Origin of the sequence: Immundisolibacter sp. (assembly GCF_041601295.1) — a bacterium.
Taxonomy (GTDB): domain Bacteria; phylum Pseudomonadota; class Gammaproteobacteria; order Immundisolibacterales; family Immundisolibacteraceae; genus Immundisolibacter.
In genome coordinates, this window is record NZ_JBFIII010000058.1 from 1 (window position 1) to 18523 (window position 18523).

At 61.5% G+C, this 18523-nt stretch carries 21 protein-coding genes; 6 read left to right on the top strand and 15 right to left on the bottom strand.

Translation table 11 applies throughout. The annotated features are described in order from the left end of the window. The coding region (locus tag ABZF37_RS08965) for a hypothetical protein (protein ID WP_372719032.1) at positions 1-491 on the top strand (491 nt) is incomplete at its 5' end. Between the two features lie 486 nt (positions 492-977). On the opposite strand, the gene ABZF37_RS08970 is transcribed toward ABZF37_RS08965, so the two are convergent. The 9 genes from ABZF37_RS08970 to ABZF37_RS09010 all read right to left on the bottom strand — a co-directional run bounded on the left by ABZF37_RS08970 (position 978) and on the right by ABZF37_RS09010 (position 7407). Further along, positions 978-2540: a replication endonuclease gene (locus ABZF37_RS08970; RefSeq protein ID WP_372719034.1), complete on the bottom strand. Its 1563-nt coding sequence runs from the start codon at positions 2538-2540 to the stop codon at positions 978-980. Next, positions 2537-2743, bottom strand: coding sequence for a helix-turn-helix transcriptional regulator (locus ABZF37_RS08975; RefSeq protein ID WP_372719036.1), 207 nt, complete (start codon positions 2741-2743; stop codon positions 2537-2539). The genes ABZF37_RS08970 and ABZF37_RS08975 overlap by 4 nt, the downstream gene beginning before the upstream one ends. A gap of 140 nt (positions 2744-2883) precedes the next feature. Next, positions 2884-3684, bottom strand: a complete 801-nt coding sequence (locus ABZF37_RS08980; RefSeq protein WP_372719038.1) for a hypothetical protein — start codon at positions 3682-3684, stop codon at positions 2884-2886. A gap of 46 nt (positions 3685-3730) precedes the next feature. Continuing rightward, entirely contained in the window at positions 3731-4189 is a 459-nt protein-coding gene (locus tag ABZF37_RS08985) for a HigA family addiction module antitoxin (RefSeq protein ID WP_372719040.1), read from the bottom strand. Next, entirely contained in the window at positions 4189-4467 is a 279-nt protein-coding gene (locus tag ABZF37_RS08990; protein WP_372719042.1) for a type II toxin-antitoxin system RelE/ParE family toxin, read from the bottom strand. Before ABZF37_RS08990 ends, ABZF37_RS08985 begins: the two co-directional genes overlap by 1 nt. A gap of 404 nt (positions 4468-4871) precedes the next feature. Next, positions 4872-5195: a helix-turn-helix domain-containing protein gene (locus tag ABZF37_RS08995; protein WP_372719044.1), complete on the bottom strand. Its 324-nt coding sequence runs from the start codon at positions 5193-5195 to the stop codon at positions 4872-4874. Continuing rightward, complete coding sequence (locus ABZF37_RS09000) at positions 5192-5506, bottom strand: transcriptional regulator (protein WP_372719046.1); 315 nt, start codon at positions 5504-5506, stop codon at positions 5192-5194. The genes ABZF37_RS08995 and ABZF37_RS09000 overlap by 4 nt, the downstream gene beginning before the upstream one ends. Further along, a complete protein-coding gene (locus ABZF37_RS09005; RefSeq protein ID WP_372719048.1) occupies positions 5503-6729 on the bottom strand; it encodes a tyrosine-type recombinase/integrase in 1227 nt (408 codons plus the stop codon). The genes ABZF37_RS09000 and ABZF37_RS09005 overlap by 4 nt, the downstream gene beginning before the upstream one ends. A gap of 387 nt (positions 6730-7116) precedes the next feature. Beyond that, positions 7117-7407 carry a ComEA family DNA-binding protein gene (locus ABZF37_RS09010; RefSeq protein WP_372719051.1) on the bottom strand — a complete coding sequence of 97 codons (291 nt, stop codon included), beginning with the start codon at positions 7405-7407 and terminating at the stop codon, positions 7117-7119. 164 nt (positions 7408-7571) lie between these two features. Between ABZF37_RS09010 and msrP the strand changes: the two genes are divergently transcribed. Genes msrP through prmB form a run of 3 tightly spaced genes read left to right on the top strand, consistent with a single transcriptional unit; the run spans position 7572 to position 10077 of the window. After that, the gene (gene msrP / locus ABZF37_RS09015; RefSeq protein WP_372719074.1) at positions 7572-8543 is read left to right on the top strand and encodes a protein-methionine-sulfoxide reductase catalytic subunit MsrP; all 972 of its coding nucleotides are present in this window, start codon (positions 7572-7574) and stop codon (positions 8541-8543) included. A gap of 30 nt (positions 8544-8573) precedes the next feature. Further along, positions 8574-9176, top strand: coding sequence for a ferric reductase-like transmembrane domain-containing protein (locus tag ABZF37_RS09020; protein ID WP_372719053.1), 603 nt, complete (start codon positions 8574-8576; stop codon positions 9174-9176). A gap of 13 nt (positions 9177-9189) precedes the next feature. Beyond that, entirely contained in the window at positions 9190-10077 is an 888-nt protein-coding gene (gene prmB / locus ABZF37_RS09025) for a 50S ribosomal protein L3 N(5)-glutamine methyltransferase (RefSeq protein WP_372719055.1), read from the top strand. A gap of 15 nt (positions 10078-10092) precedes the next feature. On the opposite strand, the gene rapZ is transcribed toward prmB, so the two are convergent. From rapZ to ABZF37_RS09055, 6 genes are all read right to left on the bottom strand, one after another. After that, positions 10093-10968, bottom strand: a complete 876-nt coding sequence (gene rapZ, locus ABZF37_RS09030; protein ID WP_372719057.1) for an RNase adapter RapZ — start codon at positions 10966-10968, stop codon at positions 10093-10095. Positions 10969-10976: 8 nt separating this feature from the next. Beyond that, positions 10977-12446, bottom strand: coding sequence for an RNA polymerase factor sigma-54 (locus ABZF37_RS09035; protein ID WP_372719059.1), 1470 nt, complete (start codon positions 12444-12446; stop codon positions 10977-10979). A gap of 84 nt (positions 12447-12530) precedes the next feature. Further along, the gene (gene lptB, locus ABZF37_RS09040) at positions 12531-13256 is read right to left on the bottom strand and encodes an LPS export ABC transporter ATP-binding protein (RefSeq protein ID WP_372719061.1); all 726 of its coding nucleotides are present in this window, start codon (positions 13254-13256) and stop codon (positions 12531-12533) included. Next, complete coding sequence (gene lptA, locus ABZF37_RS09045; RefSeq protein ID WP_372719063.1) at positions 13253-13765, bottom strand: lipopolysaccharide transport periplasmic protein LptA; 513 nt, start codon at positions 13763-13765, stop codon at positions 13253-13255. Before lptA ends, lptB begins: the two co-directional genes overlap by 4 nt. Positions 13766-13840: 75 nt before the next feature. Continuing rightward, positions 13841-14374 carry a KdsC family phosphatase gene (locus ABZF37_RS09050; protein ID WP_372719066.1) on the bottom strand — a complete coding sequence of 178 codons (534 nt, stop codon included), beginning with the start codon at positions 14372-14374 and terminating at the stop codon, positions 13841-13843. Between the two features lie 9 nt (positions 14375-14383). Then, complete coding sequence (locus ABZF37_RS09055) at positions 14384-15391, bottom strand: KpsF/GutQ family sugar-phosphate isomerase (protein ID WP_372719068.1); 1008 nt, start codon at positions 15389-15391, stop codon at positions 14384-14386. Positions 15392-15806: 415 nt separating this feature from the next. On the opposite strand from ABZF37_RS09055, the gene ABZF37_RS09060 reads away from it, so the two are divergent. Further along, complete coding sequence (locus tag ABZF37_RS09060) at positions 15807-17585, top strand: DUF1302 domain-containing protein (RefSeq protein WP_372719070.1); 1779 nt, start codon at positions 15807-15809, stop codon at positions 17583-17585. Between the two features lie 52 nt (positions 17586-17637). Next, the coding region (locus tag ABZF37_RS09065) for a DUF1329 domain-containing protein (protein ID WP_372719072.1) at positions 17638-18523 on the top strand (886 nt) is incomplete at its 3' end.

The window sequence follows — 18523 nt, forward strand, 5'->3', positions numbered from 1 at the left end:
CGCACATTACGGAAGAAACCGAGGCGGAAATAAAAAAAAGTCCGTTTGCGCAGATTCTGGATTTTGAAAAGAAATCGACATCTAATGCGATTGACGGTTTTGGGGCGCGCTCCAACTTTCGCTTCATAGATGAGACAAAGCTGCGCCTTAGGGCCTTGCTAAAGATGGTGGGTGATGAGCCTGGTAGTGTAATGATGAGTGCTGGATCGGTCAGAAATTTTGACAAGTTTATCGGTCTTATGCCGGCAGATATATTGTTACCAGGCTTAGGGTTAAACTCGGCTGGTGCTATTCAGGCTCGTTGGCGCAACTCTGATCGGGGGATTATCACGGTTGAATTTCGTGAAATTGGCGGCGCCGTGTTTTCTTTACTTATAAGAGACGAATTTAACCGCGCGCGATTTTCGGCTGTTAATGGCAGGTTTCTGAAAACGGAGGAAGCCGCTTCAAATTTGGTTGCGTTAGTGAAGCCGGAATATTGGCGCGGGTAGTGGAATGGTGGCCGGCGACATAATACCCGACGAGCATCATTTTGTTCGGTTTGCGTCACCCAGCCGATTTGAAGATGAAGCTTGTACTAGGCCCATGCCGGGCGCGTTTCAACGCCGCAGAAACCGCGACGACCAGGACATATCAGTTTACTGGCCGGAATATTTTCTGCCAAGCGACTGGGAAACGTGTTTGGATGGGGTGCGCGACGATCTAAAGAAGGGGGGATTTAAGGCGGAAACTAATAGGAATTCTAAGCTAATAATTGAGAACATTGGAAAGGCACGGTTGTTAGTTATGGCCTCTCGGGCTGACGGCGCTCCGAATGTGGACATTCACGTTGTACATAGACCGCTACTTGCCGAGCAGGCTCTGTCTCACTGTGAGATTCATAACATACCATCGGACGAGGGGAGCGAATTGCAGGTTGCAGAGTTGCTCTGCCTAAGTGTCACTGGGATTGAACCATTTGTCGTTGGATAGTACAGTTATTGACAGTACTCCAAGGCCACTCGCGCTGACGCGCTCGCGGCTAGAAATTCCGGGTTTACGTTCTGGACCACGCGCCACTCGTGGAGTCGGGTCGGCAACGTGACTTCACCCGCCTCCAACCCGACTATCTGATAACCAATCGGTTCGCGGTATTGTCCGAGACGCTCGCACCAGACGCGCGCCAATTTGATTTGCTGGTCTTTGCGGGCGACGTCCGGACCGCCCAGTGTTTCCACAAAATCGGCCCAGTTGCCCGCGTCGGCGGCCTGTCTAGCTGTTTCGAGTATTCCTTCAGGTGCTTCCGCCAAGCGGCGAAGTTCCCGCCAAACGGTGACTGGTGGGCCGCCGATTTGCTGAAACTGGCGGATGCGCCAGAGACTGGCCCAGGCATTTACTCGCGCTGCCGCTTGTTCGCCATCCCACCCGGTTTCGTCGTTTTCGATGTACGCCCCATCGACGTTCTTAGAGACGTACTTCGCTATATAACCGGTTGCCCTGCCCCTTTCGGGGTCGATGATTACCTCCCGGAACCGATGCGCCGCTGCGCCTGGCTCGTCGGGGTCTCGAGCCAGGGCGTAGCGGCGCAGGATAGTGCCAACGATATTCACACGGTCCGCCGGCATGAACAGCAACAGGTGCCAGTGCGGAGTTTCGTCATGATGCGGCTCGGCGATGCGAAGGCCATAGGGACGAACGCCAGCGCGGGCCAATGCTGACCGGGCGCGCGCCCACAAGTTGCACAGGTAAACCTGGGCTTCACCCGGTGTCGTGGCGTCATAGCGCGGATTCGGGTCGCTGTTCACCGACAAGCTGCGGTGCATGCGCCCCGGACAGGTGATCGTATAGAACACGGCGACATCGCCACGACGGTCGGCCAGTGCTTCAAAGCCCGCCATTCGCACCATAAGTTCGGCACGGCGGTTGCGCGGGTTTGCCGTGGAGTGGGCTTGCAGCTCGGCTAGGCTGAATTCCTCCCCGAGCTCATTGACTGCGAGCAGGGTTTGCATGAGCGCGGCCGTGCGCCGCCGGCTCTGCGCCCGGCGGTGTACGGCCACCTTGCTGGCATACGGGCCGAGTTGCTTGTTCACCAGGTTCAGCGTGACCGCCAACCGTTCAATGCTTTCCCCGTGACAGCGCCGCAGACGCCGGCGCCACCATCGTTCGCAGCGATAACGCGCGGCCTTGCCTGCTGGCGTCAGTGCGTTCGGAGGCCTAAGGCCATGTTTCGCCGCCAGTGCGTCGAAGGTCGGCAGCGGAACGTGTGACGTCGAGGCCATCGCGGCGGAGCAGCTACGAGCCAGGCTTCTCGCCTTGAGCACCAAGTCATCGTCGTCAAACGTCAGCGGTAACGGCGCCGCGCTGGCACGTTCGCCAATTTCGAGTAGCCACAAATTGGCTTCGCTGCGGCCTGTTTTTTTGAAGATACTGGCGTATTGACGCCGTACGGGTTCCCGAAATTCGACTGGCAGTGAATTAAGGTTGCGCGCGATGAAGGCGCGATCGTGCTGGTGGGGTGTTCCGCCAATGTCGGCACCCTCCCAGATGGAGGCGGCACTCATGTCTGGTGCCCCGGGTCGCTGGTGGAGACGCGCACCTGGCGTGCGAGGTAGTCCTCCAGGTCGGCCAACCGATAGCGCACGGCCCGTGCGCCGACCTTTATAAAAGGTATTCGCGCGCCGGCCCAGCGGTCACGTTCCAGGAACGCCTTGCTGATGCCGAGAAGTTCGGCAGTTTCGGCGGTGGTTAAAAGTAGGATTGTCATAATGTCTCCGCTGTCTGATGAAGGACGCGGAAACTGTCTTGCGAACTAAAATATGGCCGGCGAGACCGTGTGCCCGCAGACGTAGTACGTGTGCGCGCTGACGTAATACGTCTCCGCGCAGACCACCAGCGCCGGAAGCCTCAGTCCGCCTGTTGTAGCCAGCTGGTAAGCGTACGCAACGCGTTGGGCTGGCTGAGAATCTGTTTTTCTTTGGGCAAACCGCGAAGAAATCGCCGCGCGATTTCCCGCTTGCTAATGCCCGATAAATTTTGGGCGAACTGAAGAAATTCGGTCTTCAGCGCATTGGTGCGGGCGTGGCGCGCGATGGCCGCCTGTTGGCTCTGCAGGCTGATGCGCCTTATGACTTCGATCTCAAGCTTCGGCGCTTGGTCTATATCCTTCACGGCCAGCGTTTCCGCATACCAGATCGCCTCCACCGCATCGGCGGCAAGTTCGCCGAGGGAGAGAGCTCGGTCGACTTGCAACACAGATCTCGCCCCGCGGCTCTGTTCCAATGCCTCGTAACCCTCCCTCCAGCTACATGACAAACAGAGGGCCAGCACGGCGAATAGCTCTTCCCAACCAACGCCCTCAATGCTTTTCAGGTCTGTCAGGTCGAACAAGTCTCTTAACTCGAAGAGGCCTTTGGCGAAGCCGGCGTCGGAAAAATATAACCATGCAAGCGTTGGCTCTAACTCACGACGTAAATCTCCGCCAATTTCTAAAAAGTACTCTCCTGGACGAGCACGACCGCGTAGCAACTCGCATTGCGCGACCATCCAATCTATAACCTTTGCGGCTTCGAAGATTTCTTCCTGTGTGCGGTTTGGCAGAAGGACGTTTGCCCGCATTGCCACCCTTCTAATCGTCCCCCAGCCTAAGCGCCGGATGTCCCCGAGCAATTGCGGCAAATGCGATAACGAGTTCGTCAAATCAAGCACGGTCTACCGCTCTTTAGTGCTCGCCCACTATTTTATGGACTCACGGTCAGGCCGCGCCCTTGCGGTGTATCCGTTTGGTCGCAGGTCGCCGACGGGTCGTATTGGGACTGTAGCGCAACACTGTCACCCCAGGGTGCCGGCCGGGACGGCTCTCTAGGGGCGCCACCGGCGGTTGCGAGCTATCGAGGCGCAGGGCAGCATCTTCGGGCCTGATCGGCTCCACGCCAGCCAGGCGGTTGGTATCCTGCGCCACTGCCCACAGGTCAAGGGCGGTTTGCATGGCAAGCCAGGATTCCGGCGTGGTGTCCAGCAGCTTGCCCAGGCGAGCCGCCATCTCGGCGGACAACGCCCGTTTCTCGTGCAGCAGGTCGCTCACAGTCAGTCGGGAAACGCCCAGCCGGCGGGCGAATTCACCCTGCGTCATGTCCAGTGCGGGCAATACGTCTTCCCGCAGTATGGCCCCGGGATGGGTCGGCTTCCGGCGGGTATGTCTCAGAGTGTGCATCAGTGGTAGTCCTCCAAATCGACGTGGGTTGCGTGGTCGCCCTCGAAACGGAACGTCAAGCGCCAGTTTCCTGACACGTTCGCCGCGTAAGTGCCTGACCGGCTTCCTTTGAGTTCATGGAAGTGGTAACCGGGTAGGTTCATGTCGTCCGGCCTTCGGGCAGCATCCAGACGGTCCAACATCCGTTCCAGGCGGGCCGCGAACTGCGCCGGAATCCCTCGGTAATCGCTGCGGGTGAAGAACCGTTCCAGCCCACGGTGACGAAATGATTGGATCATGTAATGTAGTAGATTACTATGTCATCTTATGGATGACAAATCGACGTGGCGCATGGGGACCACCATCGAGCGTACTCATCCTTTGAATGCAGCGAGATCGACCACGCCGGCGCTTTGTCGCAGACCACGGCCTTAAGCAAGTAGTCGGTGATCTTCTGCATCGGTGCCCGTAGCCGTTCCACGTTGGCAATGATGTAGCCGGCGGCCACGTCCGAGCCGGGGAGAGTGGTTGAGCAGACGTTGCAAAGCGCAGGTTTTGCAGGTGCCGGCCGCGGCCATCGGCGAACACCCACGAACAATCCAACGGGCTTTCGGCTTTGCGCCGGGCCAGTAGCTCGAACGGGAAGTCGGTTATGGGTCATGGCTTATGCCTTCTATAGGGTCGCGCGCCACTGACTTGGCGTTTACGCTGCCTGTGCATGCTTGCGGGCTGTCGTCAGGGCTTTTTTGAACGCTACCGGCTGGCGGCTGGCCACCAGCAACAACACCCGCGCCGGCCCTTGGGGCTCGCGCCGGCCCTGCTCCCAGCCACGAACAGTGCCGATGCTGACGCCGAGGAACGCAGCGAACGATTCTTGCGAAAGCGACAGCTGCTTACGGATACCGGCCACGTCCGCCGCCGCTGGCAACGTAATCTCGGTACTGCGAAGCGAGGTTTTCCCGCGCCGCCAGTCCTTGATCTCGTCGATACCTTCCAGGATTTCCCGACCGATGTTGCGCTTGTTCATTTCAATGTCTCCAAGGACTTGGCGATGGCGTGCAACGTGGCCTTGTCCAGGTCCGCGCGCTCGCTCTTGCCGAGCAGGGTGAACAGATATATCTGATCGTCTGCCCGCAGCCAGTAATAAAACACTCGCACGCCGCCCGACTTGCCATGCCCTTTGGCTGCCCACCGCAGCTTGCGCAGGCCACCGCCGCCAGGAATTCGGTCACCCGCTTCGGGACGCTGCGCCAGGTACGTTTGCAGTTCGCGGTACTCGTCGTCGGATAGGTAGTCAGGCAGCCGAGCGGTGAAGTTCCGTATTTCGATGAAAATCATACTACGTCACTGACGTACTTTCTGGCAAACGCCACTACGGCCGCACCGTCCCGCAGCCCGCCGGCCTTGAGGAAGTAGTCGGTGATCTTTTGCATGGGCACACGCAGGCGTTCCACGTCGGCGATGATGTAACCGGCGGTGACGTCCGAGCCGGTGGAATGATTGAGCAGCCGCTTCAAGGCATAGGCCGGAATGTCCAGGGAATCGGCCACGGTAGCGAAGGTGCGGCGCAGGTCATGGACGCAGAAGCTCACGGTGGAGACCCGTTCTACCTGCTCCAGGGCGAAGCGCAGGTTTTGCAGGTTTCGGCCACGCGAGTCGGCGAATACCCACGGGCAATCCAGCGGGGTTTCAGCCTTGCGCCGGGTGAGCAGGTCGAGCAGAAAATCGGTCAGCGGAAGGGTGTGCCGGCGGTACGCTTTGGTGTCGGCAATGGTCAGTGTGCCGCCTTCGAGGTCCACCCGATCCCAGGTCAGGCCGAGGCCTTCGCTGCGGCGCAGCCCGGTCAGCACGGTGAGCAGGAAGAAATCGCGCGCTGTTTCATTCGCCAGGGCGACGACTGCATCGAACCAGGGCCGCAGCTGGTAGCGCTGGATGACGGTCTGCCGGCGACTGACCCGGTACCAGCTGCGGGTGCGCGACAGCACCGCCACCGGGTTATAGGCGAGGAGCGGTTCGCCGTTGTCGTCGGTGTAGCTGGCTATCGCGAAGTTGAACACCGCCCGCAGGTAGCGCATGGCCTGATTGGCCTGCGCCTTGGAGCGCTTGCCGAGCTCGGCGTGGCGCCGGCGTACCCGATCGGGGGTAAGTGCCCTGAGCGGTTCGTCCAGCCAGTCGGCGAAGCCGTTGCGGTAGAAGATGCGCTCCACATCATAGATGGTTCGCGGCTTGATCTCGCGCGCGCCCACGTAGTCGGCTACGACCGAGCGCAGCGTCAGTGACCGTAGGCGCTGGCGCTCACGTTCGACGACAGGGTCGATGCCGTCCTTCATGTCGAGCAACAGCCGCTTGGCCCGATCGCGCGCCTGCTCTGGGGTGAGTGGCCCGTAGCGGCCGACGGTCAGACGTCGACGCTTTCCAGATGGATACCCATCCACTACGAAGGCCTTTACACCGTGTGCAGTGACACGGAGCCCGAAGCCCTTGAGCCCGCTATCCCAGTGGATCGTAGCCCCATGAGGGGGCGGCAGAAGGGCGTCGACGGTGCGTTTTGTGAGCTTCATGAAGGCTCGTATCCGCGTGTCGTGGCAAATCACCACAGAGTCACTATCGTGACACGAAATGCCTCAAATTTGTACTTATCACCTCAAACAAATTTCGACCTTAAGAGTCTGGTTTTTATGGGTTAATAAAAGACTTTCGAAGTCCTTAAAAGCGGCCTGAAGACGCTTTTAATCCGCGTGTCCAGGGTTCGATTCCCTGACGGCCCACCAAATTCTTGAAACAGGCTATCGACCGCGCTCGAACCGCGTGTCTTCACGCTCCCATGTCCAGTTTTGGGATTCGGTTTCTCGCGGGCGTGTGGAAGTGGTACGCGGGCGCCGCTCGGCCGTGAAGAAACGCTGGCCAGTCCGCGGGCGACTGGCCAGCCAAAGCAAAAATCTTCGAATTTACTGGGGTGCGGGAGCCTCGCAGCTCTCGCTGACGGTGATGTTGGCGCGGTTGGCTTCGACCGTTTTGGCGCCGATGCCTTTGACTGCTGCAAGATCATCCGCGGTTTTGAACAGGCCCATCTCGGCGCGGTGCGTGACGATGGCCTGGGCTTTGGCATCGCCGACACCGTTCAAGCCAGCGGCCAGGGCCGCTGCGTCGGCACAGTTGATGTCCACCGTTGCGGCTGTGGCGATGCCGGCGCCGAGCGCGAAGGACAAGGCAAGTACAGTGCGTGAGATAAAGGTCATTTGGCTTCTCCCTGAGAGTTGGATAAGTATTTAATCAAATGCCTGACTTATCAGTGATGTGAATGACAGGCATGTTCAAGACTACATAAATTAGCGGTACCGTCAAGCATGGGAGGACTGTCGTAACAATGTCGTCATGCGTGGCGTCTAAGCGGTAACAGATGCTGTACTGGAGGCGGACGATGAGACGCGTGAAATCCTGGATTCTGGCGGCCTCGGCGGTGACACCGCGTCCGGTTTATGAGGCGCGCCGTCGCTTGTTGCAGGCGGGCGCCGGGCTTGTGGTCGGCTCGCTATTACCCGTCCGGTCGCGGGCTGTTGCCCCTGCAGGGGGTGTGTTTGCAAATGCTCCGCGCGGTGGGTTTGGCACCGATGAGGCACTGACGCCGCACGAATTTGTGACGGGCTATAACAATTTTTATGAGTTTGGTACCGACAAGGCCGACCCGGCCGCGCACGCGCACAGCTTGCGACCGCGGCCGTGGCAGGTGGTAATCGACGGCGCGGTGGCCAGTCCGCTGACTCTGGATATCGATGAGTTTCTGAAGCCGCAGCAGCTTGAGGAGCGCATCTACCGTCTGCGCTGCGTGGAGGGCTGGTCAATGGTGATTCCCTGGATCGGGCTGCCCCTTGCCGATGTGCTGCGCCGGGTAGAGCCACTCGGATCGGCCAAGTACGTTGAGTTCACCACTTTGCACGACCCCGAGCAGATGCCGGGACAGCGTCGCGATGTACTGCCCTGGCCGTATGTGGAAGGACTGCGCCTGGACGAGGCCATGCACCCGCTCAGCTTTCTCGCAGTGGGTGTATACGGCGATCTTCTGCCCAACCAGAACGGCGCACCGCTGCGTTTGGTGGTGCCCTGGAAATATGGCTTCAAGAGTGTGAAATCGATTGTGCGCATACGTTTTACCGAGCAGCAGCCGAAAACCGCCTGGAATGTTGTCGCACCTCGGGAGTACGGGTTTTACGCCAATGTGAACCCAGCAGTCGATCATCCCCGCTGGTCGCAGGCGCGCGAGCGACGTCTGGGGGAGGGGCTGTTCACGGCGCGCCGGCCTACCTTGCCGTTCAATGGCTATGCTGAGGAAGTCGCCAGTCTGTACTCGGACATGGACCTGAGTCGGGATTATTGACCGGTGCTGCGTAGCGTAACCACAATCAGAATGTGGCTGGCTGCCCTGTGGCTGTTGGTGCTGACTCCAGCGCTTCTGTTGTTATTGCGCGCGCTGCAGAATCAACTCGGCGCCAATCCGGTGGAGGAGCTGACGCTTGAACTCGGCCAGTGGGCGCTGCGCTTGTTACTGCTGACGCTTGCCGCCACGCCGGTGCGGCGCCTGACTGGCTGGAACGGGTTGCTGCGCCATCGGCGCCTGCTTGGGCTGTCCGCGGCCGCCTATGCCTTGATGCATTTGCTGGTCTACGCAGTGCTCGACCAGGGACTGGCGCTGTCGCTGATCGTGCAGGATGTGTTCAAGCGGCCGTTCATTACCGCCGGCATGGCAGCGGCCCTGCTGCTGCTGCCGCTTGCGGCAACCTCGTTCGATGCCGCTGTGCGCCGACTGGGCGCCCGTCGCTGGCAGGCACTGCATCGGCTGGTATATGCCGCCACCGGGCTCGCCCTGTTGCATTTTTGGTGGAAGGTCAAGGTCGACACGGCCGAACCGGCCATCTACCTGGCGGTGTTTGGGCTACTATTGGCCGCCCGCTTACTGCCGGCCCGGCGCCGCACGCCGCAGCGCCCTGTGGCCCGTCGCCAGCCCGCCTAAAACTAAGGCCACCGTGGATTCTCTTCGTACGCTGCGCGATTTTTTGCGTTGGGGTAGCAGTCGGTTTGGCGCCGCCGGTTTGTTTTTCGGTCACGGCACAGCCGGGGCCGAAGACGAGGCCGCGGTGCTGTTGGCGCATGCCCTGCACCTCGAGTTACCGCTGGCGCCGGAGTTTCTGGATGCCGCCTTGACGGCTGACGAACGCGCAGCGGTCACCGCCTTGCTGAGCCGACGCATCAATGAGCGTATGCCGGCACCGTATCTCACCGGCGAAGCCTGGTTCGCCGGGCTGCGATTTGCAGTTGATCGACGGGTGCTGATTCCGCGCTCGCCAATCGCTGAACTGATTGAGACGGGCTTCACTCCCTGGCTGGACCAGGATTCCCCGGAGCGGATCCTGGATATCGGGACCGGTAGCGGTTGTATAGCCATTGCATGCGCTTTGGCGTTTCCCGACGCAGTGGTGGATGCAGTGGACATCAGCGAGGGCGCGTTGGCAGTGGCGGCGCTCAACGTCGACCGCTACGGCCTTGGGCAGCGGGTGCGCCTGCTGGAATCGGACCTGTACAGTGCGTTGGCGGGCCGGCGTTACGATCTGATCGTCAGCAATCCGCCCTATGTGGCGCAGGCCGAGCATGGCGGTCTGCCGGCCGAATATGGGCACGAGCCCGAGCTCGCGCTGCTGTCGCCCGACGCGGGGCTACAGCACCCGCTGCGCATTCTCAAAGGTGCGGTCGAGCACCTCACGCAAGGTGGCTTGTTGGTGCTGGAGGTGGGCGCTACCTGGCCGGCCTTGGTCGAGCGCTTGCCCCAGGTACCGTTTACCTGGGTGGAACTTGCCCGCGGCGGCGAGGGCGTGGCGCTGATCCAGCGTGAGGAACTGGCCCAGGCCCTGAGCTGATCAGATAACTGCCGGTCAGGCTGGCAACTGGCGGTGGCGGACCAGTACCTGGCCCGGCTGGCCACTGTCGCGCTGGTCTTTGAAGTGTTCGCCCAGGCGGGTCGCCATATACACCGAGCGGTGCCGGCCGCCGGTGCAGCCGATAGCGACCGTCAACTGGCTGCGGTCGCTGGCAGCGAAGCGAGGCAGCCAGGTACTCAGAAACTGCCGGACATCGGCAAACATCTGCAGGACGTCGGCTTGGCTCCCCAGGAACTCGCGCACCGGATCGTCAAGGCCGGTGAACTCGCGCAGCGCCGGATCCCAGTGCGGATTGGGCAAACACCGCATGTCGAACACCAGGTCGGCGTCCAGCGGCGTGCCAAATTTGTAGCCAAAGGACTGGAATACCAGCCTGGGCGTGTGCTGACCATGGCTTAGCAGCTCGCGCACGGTGGCGCGTAGCTGATAGATATTGAGCCCGGAGCTGTCGATGCTGCGGTCGGCCAGCTCGGCGATTGGCGCGAGGCGCATTTGCTCGGCGTCGATGGCTTCGCTGACTGACCCGCCCTGCACGGCGAGGGGGTGTTGCCGGCGGGTTTCGTTGAAACGATTGATCAGCGACTGCCGGTCGGCGGTGAAGAACAACACTTGGCAGTCCATGCCACCGCCGCGCAATGTTTCGATAATGGCCGGAAACGCCGTCAGATCGGACACGTTACGTGCATCGATCCCCACCGCCGCCGGGGCGGCAGCCCGGCTCGGGCTACGTTTGAGCTCTTCCGCCAGCGCCGGTAGCAGCGCGATCGGCAGATTGTCCACGCAGTAGAAACCGAGGTCCTCGAGCGCCCGCAGCGCGGTTGATTTACCGGCGCCGGACAGGCCGCTGACGATAATCAGATGTGGCTGCATGACCGTCGTCAGGTCTTGCGCCGGGCTGCCTTGCGCCGCGCGGTGGTGGACGGGATGCCCATGTTCTCGCGGTACTTGGCCACCGTGCGTCGGGCCACGTTGATGCCCTGTTGCTGGAGGCGCTCTGCCAGGTCGTTGTCGCTCAGCGGGTGGCTGCCCTCGGCCTGAATCAGATCCTGGATTTGCGCCCGGATGGCGGTGGCCGAGGCGGTGCCGCCGTCGCTGGTCGACACGTGGCTGGAGAAAAAGAACTTCAGTTCGTAAATGGCGCGCGGGGCGTGCATGTATTTGCGGTTGGTGGCGCGTGAGATGGTGGACTGATGCAGTTCAAGTTCGTCGGCGATGTCCTGCAGCACCAGCGGCACCATGGCCTGCGGGCCTTCCTCGAAGAACGCGATCTGCCGTTGCACGATGGCGCGTGCGACGCGCAGCAGGGTGTCGTTGCGGCTCTTGAGGCTGTTGATGAACCAGCGGGCTTCCTGCAGGCGATTCTTCAGGTATTCGTTGTCGGCGCTGCTGTCACGGCGGCGGATCATGCCGGCGTAGGTCTGGTTGACGCGCAGTTTGGGCACGATGGCGGGATTCAACTCCACTTGCCAGCTGCCGCTGACCTTGCGTACCAACACGTCCGGCACGATGTACTCCGGCTCCTCCTGGTCAAGCTTGTTACCGGGACGCGGGTTGAGTGCCTGGATCAGGTGGACGGCGGCGTCGATGGCCTCGGCCGAAAGGTCGGTGATGCGCTGCAGGGCCTTGTAGTCGTGCTCGCCGAGCAGGTCGACGTGCTCGACCACAGCCAGCGCCCAATCCCGTTGCTCGGGATCAATGTCGTCGAGTTGTTCCAGCTGCAGGCGCAGACATTCGGCCAGGTCACGCGCTGCCACGCCGACCGGGTCGAAATGCTGGATGCGACGCAGTACCGACAGCAGTTCGGTTTCGTCCACCGGTTCGCTGCGCCCGCTGCTGGCGATGGCGCACAGTTCCTGTACCGGCTGGCCGAGATAGCCGTCTGGCTGAATACTGTCGATGATGATGTCGGCGATGAGTCGGTCGTCGGGGCTGAACGGTGTCAGGTCCAGTTGCCACAGCAGCAGGTCATGCAGCGTTTGCGGTTTGCAGGCCCCGGAGCTGTAGTCGCTGCCATCGTCCTCGTCGTGGCTGCCCGCTCCGCTGCCGGCATTCAGGTCGATGAAGGTGTCTTCCCAGTTGCCGTCCACACCGAGTTCCTGCGGAATGTCGGTATCACCATCGAATTCCAGCGTGCGGTCTGGCTGTTCGCCTGCGGGTGGCGGGATCAACTCCTCGGGAATGAGGTCGGGCAGGTCGTCTTCGGCCTCAAGCAGCGGGTTGGCGTCCAGCGCCTCGCGGATCTCCAGCTGCAAGTCGAGCGTCGACAGCTGCAGCAGGCGTATTGCTTGCTGCAGCTGTGGCGTCAGCGCCAGGTGCTGCGAGACGCCAAGTTCGAGCCCTTGCTTCATGCGGGTGCCGACGGGTGCTTCCAGGTAGCAAGAAGCGTACCGCACAGCGCGGCTGCCGCAAAGACACAGGCCTGCACGGCGAAACTACAAGCGGAAGGCGTCGCCCAGATAAACAGCCCGTACCCGATCATCGTCGAGAATGCGTTCCGGCGAGCCGGCTGCCAGCACTTCGCCCTCGTTGACGATATAAGCGCGGTGACAAATGCCGAGCGTCTCGCGCACATTGTGGTCCGTGATCAGGACGCCGATGCCGCGCGCCGCCAGTTCACGGATGATGCGTTGAATGTCGATGACGGTGATCGGGTCCACTCCGGCAAACGGTTCGTCAAGCAACATGAAGCGTGGCTCGATGACCAGCGCGCGGGCAATTTCCACCCGCCGCCGTTCGCCACCGGACAGGGCCGCTCCCTGACTGCCGCGGATGTGTCCGATGTGCAGTTCGCTGAGCAGCCGCTCAAGGCGTTTGTTTTGGGCATCGCGACTCAGTTCGCGGCGGGTTTCGAGTATCGCGCGCAGGTTGTCCTCGACTGACAGCTTGCGAAAAACCGAGGCTTCCTGAGGCAGATAGCCCAGGCCCAGGCGTGCCCGGTCGGGCACGCCAAGCTCGGTAACGTCGGTACCGTCAATGGCGACGCTGCCGCTATCGGGCTGCTCCAGGCCAACGATCATGTAAAAACATGTGGTCTTGCCGGCGCCATTGGGGCCCAGCAGGCCGACAATCTCGCCCGGCAAGACTTCAAGCGAAACGCCGGCCACGGCCACGCGGCCACGATAGGATTTGCGCAGGTCATGCGCTGTGAGCTGACTCACGGTGTGCCTTTCGGGGCGTCGTCTTTTGGCTGGATGATCATGCGGATGCGCCCGCCGTTGGAGCCGGAGCCGCTGACCAGGTCGCGGTTGGTGTCGTACACCAGTTGGTCGCCCTGGAATACGTCGCCCTGGCGGGTAATCCGCGCGTCCCCCCGCAGGTGCAATGTCTTGTCGGCCACCAGGTACTCAATTTGATTGGCGGTGGCGACCACATCGCCCTCCTTGGGCTTGGGCTGCTGTTTATAGCGCGCGGGTTTACCGGTAGCCACATAACGGATGGGGCTGCGATCCTTGGTGTGAATGATCAGGCTGTCGGAGGTGATTTTCATCGATCCTTGCACCACCTCAACCGCACCGCTATAGGTGTTCAGGCCCTGCGCCTCGTCCAGTTCGACCCGGTCGGCGTCAATATAAATCGGCTGTTTTCGGTCCGCATCCAGCGCCACGACCGGGGCGGTCAGGCACAGCAGCAGGGTCGCCCACAGGCGTCGATTTGAAAAAAAATACATGCGATGTCGCCAGCTAAGGTTGAGCCTGGGTGCCAGGGCCAAAAAGTTTAGCAGCCTTGCGAGTGCGGGCTGACGCTACGCCTGCTTTGTAGTCGTCGATTTTGCGTCGACAATCAGGTCGCATAATTCACGCGCGGCGCCGCGCCCGCCGTCCAGCGTGGTTGTCCAGCGTGCCGCGGCCCTCACTCCGGGGTGGGCGTCGGCGACCGCCACCGGCAGACCCACCAGGCGCATGGCCGGCAGGTCAATCACGTCATCGCCCAGGTAGGCGGTGGCCTGCCCGGCGACGCCAAAGTGTTGCAGCAGGTCCATAAGGTCGCGATCCTTGTGCTGGCAGCCTTGCCGGTACACGTTCACCCGCAGTTCATCCATGCGCCGGATGACCGCTTCCGAGCGGCGGCCGCTGAGGGCGGCCACCTTGATACCGGCTTCCTGCAGCAACTTTATGCCGTGGCCATCGCGTACGTGAAAAGCCTTCAACTCGGTGCCGTCGGCGCCAAAGTAAAGGCGGCCGTCGGTGAGCACGCCGTCGACATCAAAAACCACCAGTTCAATACTGCCGGCCAGGGCCAGCAGTTCCGTATTCGTGTGTGGGGGGTGGTGTTCCATCGGGGCGCGTCAGATCACGCCGGCGGCGAGCAAGGTATGCGTGTTGAGCGCTCCCAGCAGTCGGCCGTCCGTGTCTTCCACCAGCAGTGCGTTAACGCGCCGGCGCTGCATCAGCTCGGCGGCCTCCACGGCCAGTTCGTGCGGGCCGATGCGCACGCCGCCGGGGGTCATCACCGAGCGAACGACCACCTGTCTGATGTTGTCCACCTTCTCCAGCGCGCGCCGCAGGTCGCCGTCGGTAAAAATGCCAAGTGCGCCGCCGTCGGCGTCGACGATGGCCGTCATGCCCAGACCCTTGCGGGTCATTTCAAGCAAGGCCTCGGTCAAGGTCGCATCGGCGGTTACCGCTGGCAGGCGCTCACCGCTGACCATTACGTCCGCGACGTGCAACAGCAGGCGCCGGCCAAGCTTGCCGCCCGGGTGACTGCGGGAAAAATCGTCGCGCGAAAAGCCCCGTGTCTGCAGCAGAGCCACCGCCAGTGCATCGCCCAGCGCCAGCGCCGCCGTGGTGCTGGCGGTGGGCGCCAGGCCCAGCGGACAGGCCTCGCGTTCGACGCTGGCATCGAGGTTGACATCGGCTTCCCGGGCCAGGGTCGAGTCGGGACTGCCGGTGATGGCAATCAGGCCCGCGCCCAGGCGGCGGATGATCGGCAAAATCAACAGAAGCTCGGTGGTTTCGCCGGAATTCGACAGCGCCAGCACCACGTCCTGGGCGGTAATCATGCCCAGGTCACCGTGGCTGGCGTCACCCGGATGGACAAAAAAAGCCGGGGTGCCAGTGCTGGCCAGCGTGGCCGCAAGCTTGCCGCCAATATGCCCGGACTTGCCCATGCCCAGCACCACCACGCGTCCGCGACAGGCGAGCAACAGCCGGCAGGCATGCAGGAACGGTTCGCCCAGGCGTGACGCCAGTTGGCGCACGGCGTCGGCTTCGGTGTCCAGCACGTCGCGCGCCAGTTGCAGCACAGCGTCGTCGTCCAACGTGGCACTGGGTCGAGTCCCGTGGGTAGGGTCCATGCGGTGAGCAACTCAAGCGAACGAAGTGCGAATTATCGCACTGTGTGGACCCTCGTTTGCAGTCGGTGACTGGCCAGGGTTACGCAGCCCGTTGATGTTTCGGATTGGGCAAGCGGTTGACAGCGGTTTTTGTACGATGTTAGCTTCCGCTTTATGCAGCGGTGTCAGAAGGCTTGGATGGCCGGATGGCGGCGCCGCTTTGGAGTGCGAAGAGGGGGCGGTGGTTTGCGGGAGGGGGTTCCCGAAAACCAGGGTAAGACATCTTGGCGTCGCGACGGCAACCCATGGGTTGCTGGGCGGGCCACCTGAACGACCGGTCATGTAGGCTGCGTCGAACCCCTCCTAGCCGGACGTGATGTTCGCCGATCCATTATGGGCGGTGACAACCATGAGTCTGATGTTACCGGGAGGGGACATGAAATCATGCACACATGCCGGGCCGCGCGCCCGCACGGCTCGTTACTGGCTGGCCGCGGCGGCTCTTGCCGCAGCAGGCGGTGCCCAGGCAGTCAGTTTCCAGCTTTTCGACGGCGTCGACGCGACCTTCGACACGACGCTGGGCTACGGAATGCAATTCCGTACTGAGAAATACGACCCGAATCTGTCGCGAGCTCACCCATACACCGGGTCTGAGCTACTCAACAACCAGTACGGCAACCGCACCGTGTTCGACCACAAGTGGGACATGTTCTCGCACGTGGTCAAGGCCTCGCACGACTTGCAGATCAATGGCAATCGCTGGAACGCTTTCGTTCGCGGCAACTACTTCTATGACTTTGCCATGCTGGGCAAGGACGACCAGCTGCCGCAGGCGTCCGAGAACCGGGCCATCAAGCACGGTGACATCACCGATGCGTATGTTCTGAAGCGCCTGGGCAGCGCCGACCAGTTCACCGTTCGCCTGGGCAAGCAGGTAATTTCCTGGGGTGAGAACACCTTCATCGGTGGCTCGCTGAACGACATCAACACCTTTGACGTCAGCAAGATTCGCGCGCCGGGCGTGGAGCTCAAGGACGCGCTGGTCGGTACGCCGGCGGCCTACGGCACATGGCAGGCAACCGAGGCGCTGACCGCAGAAGCTTTCGTGTTGTTCGGTTTTGACGAGGTGAAGGCGGATCCGTACGGTGCGTTCTTTGCCTCGCTGGACCCGATTGCCGATGGCGCCGGCTTTGCCAATGCCATGGCCGGTCCCTTTCCAATCTGCAGGGCCCCAGATGGTGGCACGTGTCACTTAGCGCTTGGGGCGCTGCCGCTGCCCCGGTCCGGAGACAACATTCCGTCCTATGGCGGTCAGTATGGCTTCGCGTTGCGCTACTACGCACCGAATCTGGGCAATGGTTTCGACTTTGGGCTGTATTACCAGAATCTGCATGACCACAACCCGCAACTGTCGGCATTAGCCGGCACGCCGGGCGTTATGGGTCCCCCGACTCCCAATACTTTTTATCTTGATTACGCCAAGGATGTGGAGCGTTATGGTGTAAGTTTCAACACCACAGTGGGTCCCTGGGCGCTGGGCGGCGAGTACAGCTATCGGCGTAATGCACCGATCCAGGGCACCGACTTCTTGGTGGTTGGCGCTACCGGTGGGGACCTGAGTGGTAATGTTTACACTCCGGGTAGCAAGTTCGAGGGCTTCGAGCGCTACAAGCGCCATCAGATTCAGCTCACCACGCAGCGGCTGTGGGGCCCCATGCCCATGCTGCTGGGCGCCGATCAGTGGAACACCATTGGCGAAGTGGCGTTTGGCTGGGTGGATGACGTACCGGGTATCGACCTGAACGGTCATAGGAAGACGGGTGGTTCGCCAGGTGCACTCGCCGCTGCGGCAGCCGCTGGTGGTGGTTTCGTGCGCTTTGACGACATCACTGGGCACTTCTGGGGCTTCCAGGCGCGCTCCGGTCTGACCTACAACAACATCCTGTTCAACCGCATCAACATGGACTTCAACACCGCCTTCCGCTGGGATGTGGAGGGCACCTCGCCAGAGCTGGGTGGTGCGCAGTTGTTCGTGGGCGGCCGCAAGCAGGCGTCGGTGGGCGTGACTTTCGACTACGCCTTGCGTTGGAAGCTGGGTATCAACCAGACCTTCTTCTTCGATGGCGACAACGACCAGTGGCGGCCGACTCGCTCGCGGAACGTCAGCACGACCGATCGCGACTTCCTGGCTATCGACGTGAGTTACACCTTCTGATCGGCGCGGTCTAGCGCCAGGATAAAGGTCGGCATTTTCAAGGGGAACCTGCATGAAGTTTATAAAGGTCGCGGCGAGCCTGATGCTCGCCGCGAGTGGCGCTGGTCTGGCCGGGCTGGCGCAGGCGAAAGTATCGCCGGAAGAAGCGGCCAGAATTGGCCTTGAAGGCACGGAACTGACACCGGTTGGTGCGATCCGGGCTGGTAACGCGGACGGTACCATCCCGGCCTGGGACGGCGGCATCAAGACGCCCCCGGCTGGCTACGAGGATGGCAAGTGGTACGTCGATCCTTACCAGGACGACCAGGTGCTGTTCACCATCACGGCGCAGAACTACCAGCAGCATGAGGACAAACTGTCGGCCGGCACCATCGCGATGCTCAAGAAGTATCCCGATACCTTCAAGCTGAATATCTATCCGAGCCGTCGCAGTGCTTCGTACCCGCAATGGCTGTACGACGCCTCGATCTGGAATGCGAGCAACACCGATTGGTGCGACCCGCCACCGGGCGGCCCCAACACCCGCCAGCGCTGCGTCAAGCAGGAGTTGTTCCAGCCGGGCGTGCCCTTCCCCATCCCGCAGGATGGGGGCGAGGCCATGTACAACCACACCTTCTATTTTTTCGGTAAGTATTTCACCTCGGTTGCCTATGGCTTCAACGCCTTCACCGATGGCACGTATGCCGAGCACGTCAAGAAAGAGCGCTGGCTACAACCCATGTATTTGACCGGCGCCGAAAAGCCCAAAGGCGACATGTTTGAACGCAACGGTGGTGCCATGTGGTGCTTCTCGCAGGAAGATCTGGCACCCCCACGCAGCGCGGGCACCATCTTCAGCGGCTGTAACTACTTCCAGAGCGTCGATTTCGATGCCTATCTGTATATCCCTGGCCAGCGCCGGGTACGCAAGGCGCCGGAAATCGGTTTTTACGACAGCC

What these genes read in the sequence shown, in the direction of transcription:
- ABZF37_RS08975 (WP_372719036.1), bottom strand. Translation starts at nt 2,743, where the DNA reads ATGACAATCCTACTTTTAACCACCGCCGAAACTGCCGAACTTCTCGGC.
- ABZF37_RS09050 (WP_372719066.1), bottom strand. Translation starts at nt 14,374, where the DNA reads ATGGAACACCACCCCCCACACACGAATACGGAACTGCTGGCCCTGGCC.
- lptA (WP_372719063.1), bottom strand. Translation starts at nt 13,765, where the DNA reads ATGTATTTTTTTTCAAATCGACGCCTGTGGGCGACCCTGCTGCTGTGC.
- ABZF37_RS09055 (WP_372719068.1), bottom strand. Translation starts at nt 15,391, where the DNA reads ATGGACCCTACCCACGGGACTCGACCCAGTGCCACGTTGGACGACGAC.
- ABZF37_RS09060 (WP_372719070.1), top strand. Translation starts at nt 15,807, where the DNA reads ATGAAATCATGCACACATGCCGGGCCGCGCGCCCGCACGGCTCGTTAC.
- ABZF37_RS09010 (WP_372719051.1), bottom strand. Translation starts at nt 7,407, where the DNA reads ATGACCTTTATCTCACGCACTGTACTTGCCTTGTCCTTCGCGCTCGGC.
- ABZF37_RS08970 (WP_372719034.1), bottom strand. Translation starts at nt 2,540, where the DNA reads ATGAGTGCCGCCTCCATCTGGGAGGGTGCCGACATTGGCGGAACACCC.
- ABZF37_RS09020 (WP_372719053.1), top strand. Translation starts at nt 8,574, where the DNA reads ATGTGGCTGGCTGCCCTGTGGCTGTTGGTGCTGACTCCAGCGCTTCTG.
- ABZF37_RS08985 (WP_372719040.1), bottom strand. Translation starts at nt 4,189, where the DNA reads ATGCACACTCTGAGACATACCCGCCGGAAGCCGACCCATCCCGGGGCC.
- ABZF37_RS08995 (WP_372719044.1), bottom strand. Translation starts at nt 5,195, where the DNA reads ATGAACAAGCGCAACATCGGTCGGGAAATCCTGGAAGGTATCGACGAG.
- ABZF37_RS09005 (WP_372719048.1), bottom strand. Translation starts at nt 6,729, where the DNA reads ATGAAGCTCACAAAACGCACCGTCGACGCCCTTCTGCCGCCCCCTCAT.
- rapZ (WP_372719057.1), bottom strand. Translation starts at nt 10,968, where the DNA reads ATGCAGCCACATCTGATTATCGTCAGCGGCCTGTCCGGCGCCGGTAAA.
- ABZF37_RS09035 (WP_372719059.1), bottom strand. Translation starts at nt 12,446, where the DNA reads ATGAAGCAAGGGCTCGAACTTGGCGTCTCGCAGCACCTGGCGCTGACG.
- ABZF37_RS08990 (WP_372719042.1), bottom strand. Translation starts at nt 4,467, where the DNA reads ATGATCCAATCATTTCGTCACCGTGGGCTGGAACGGTTCTTCACCCGC.
- ABZF37_RS09000 (WP_372719046.1), bottom strand. Translation starts at nt 5,506, where the DNA reads ATGATTTTCATCGAAATACGGAACTTCACCGCTCGGCTGCCTGACTAC.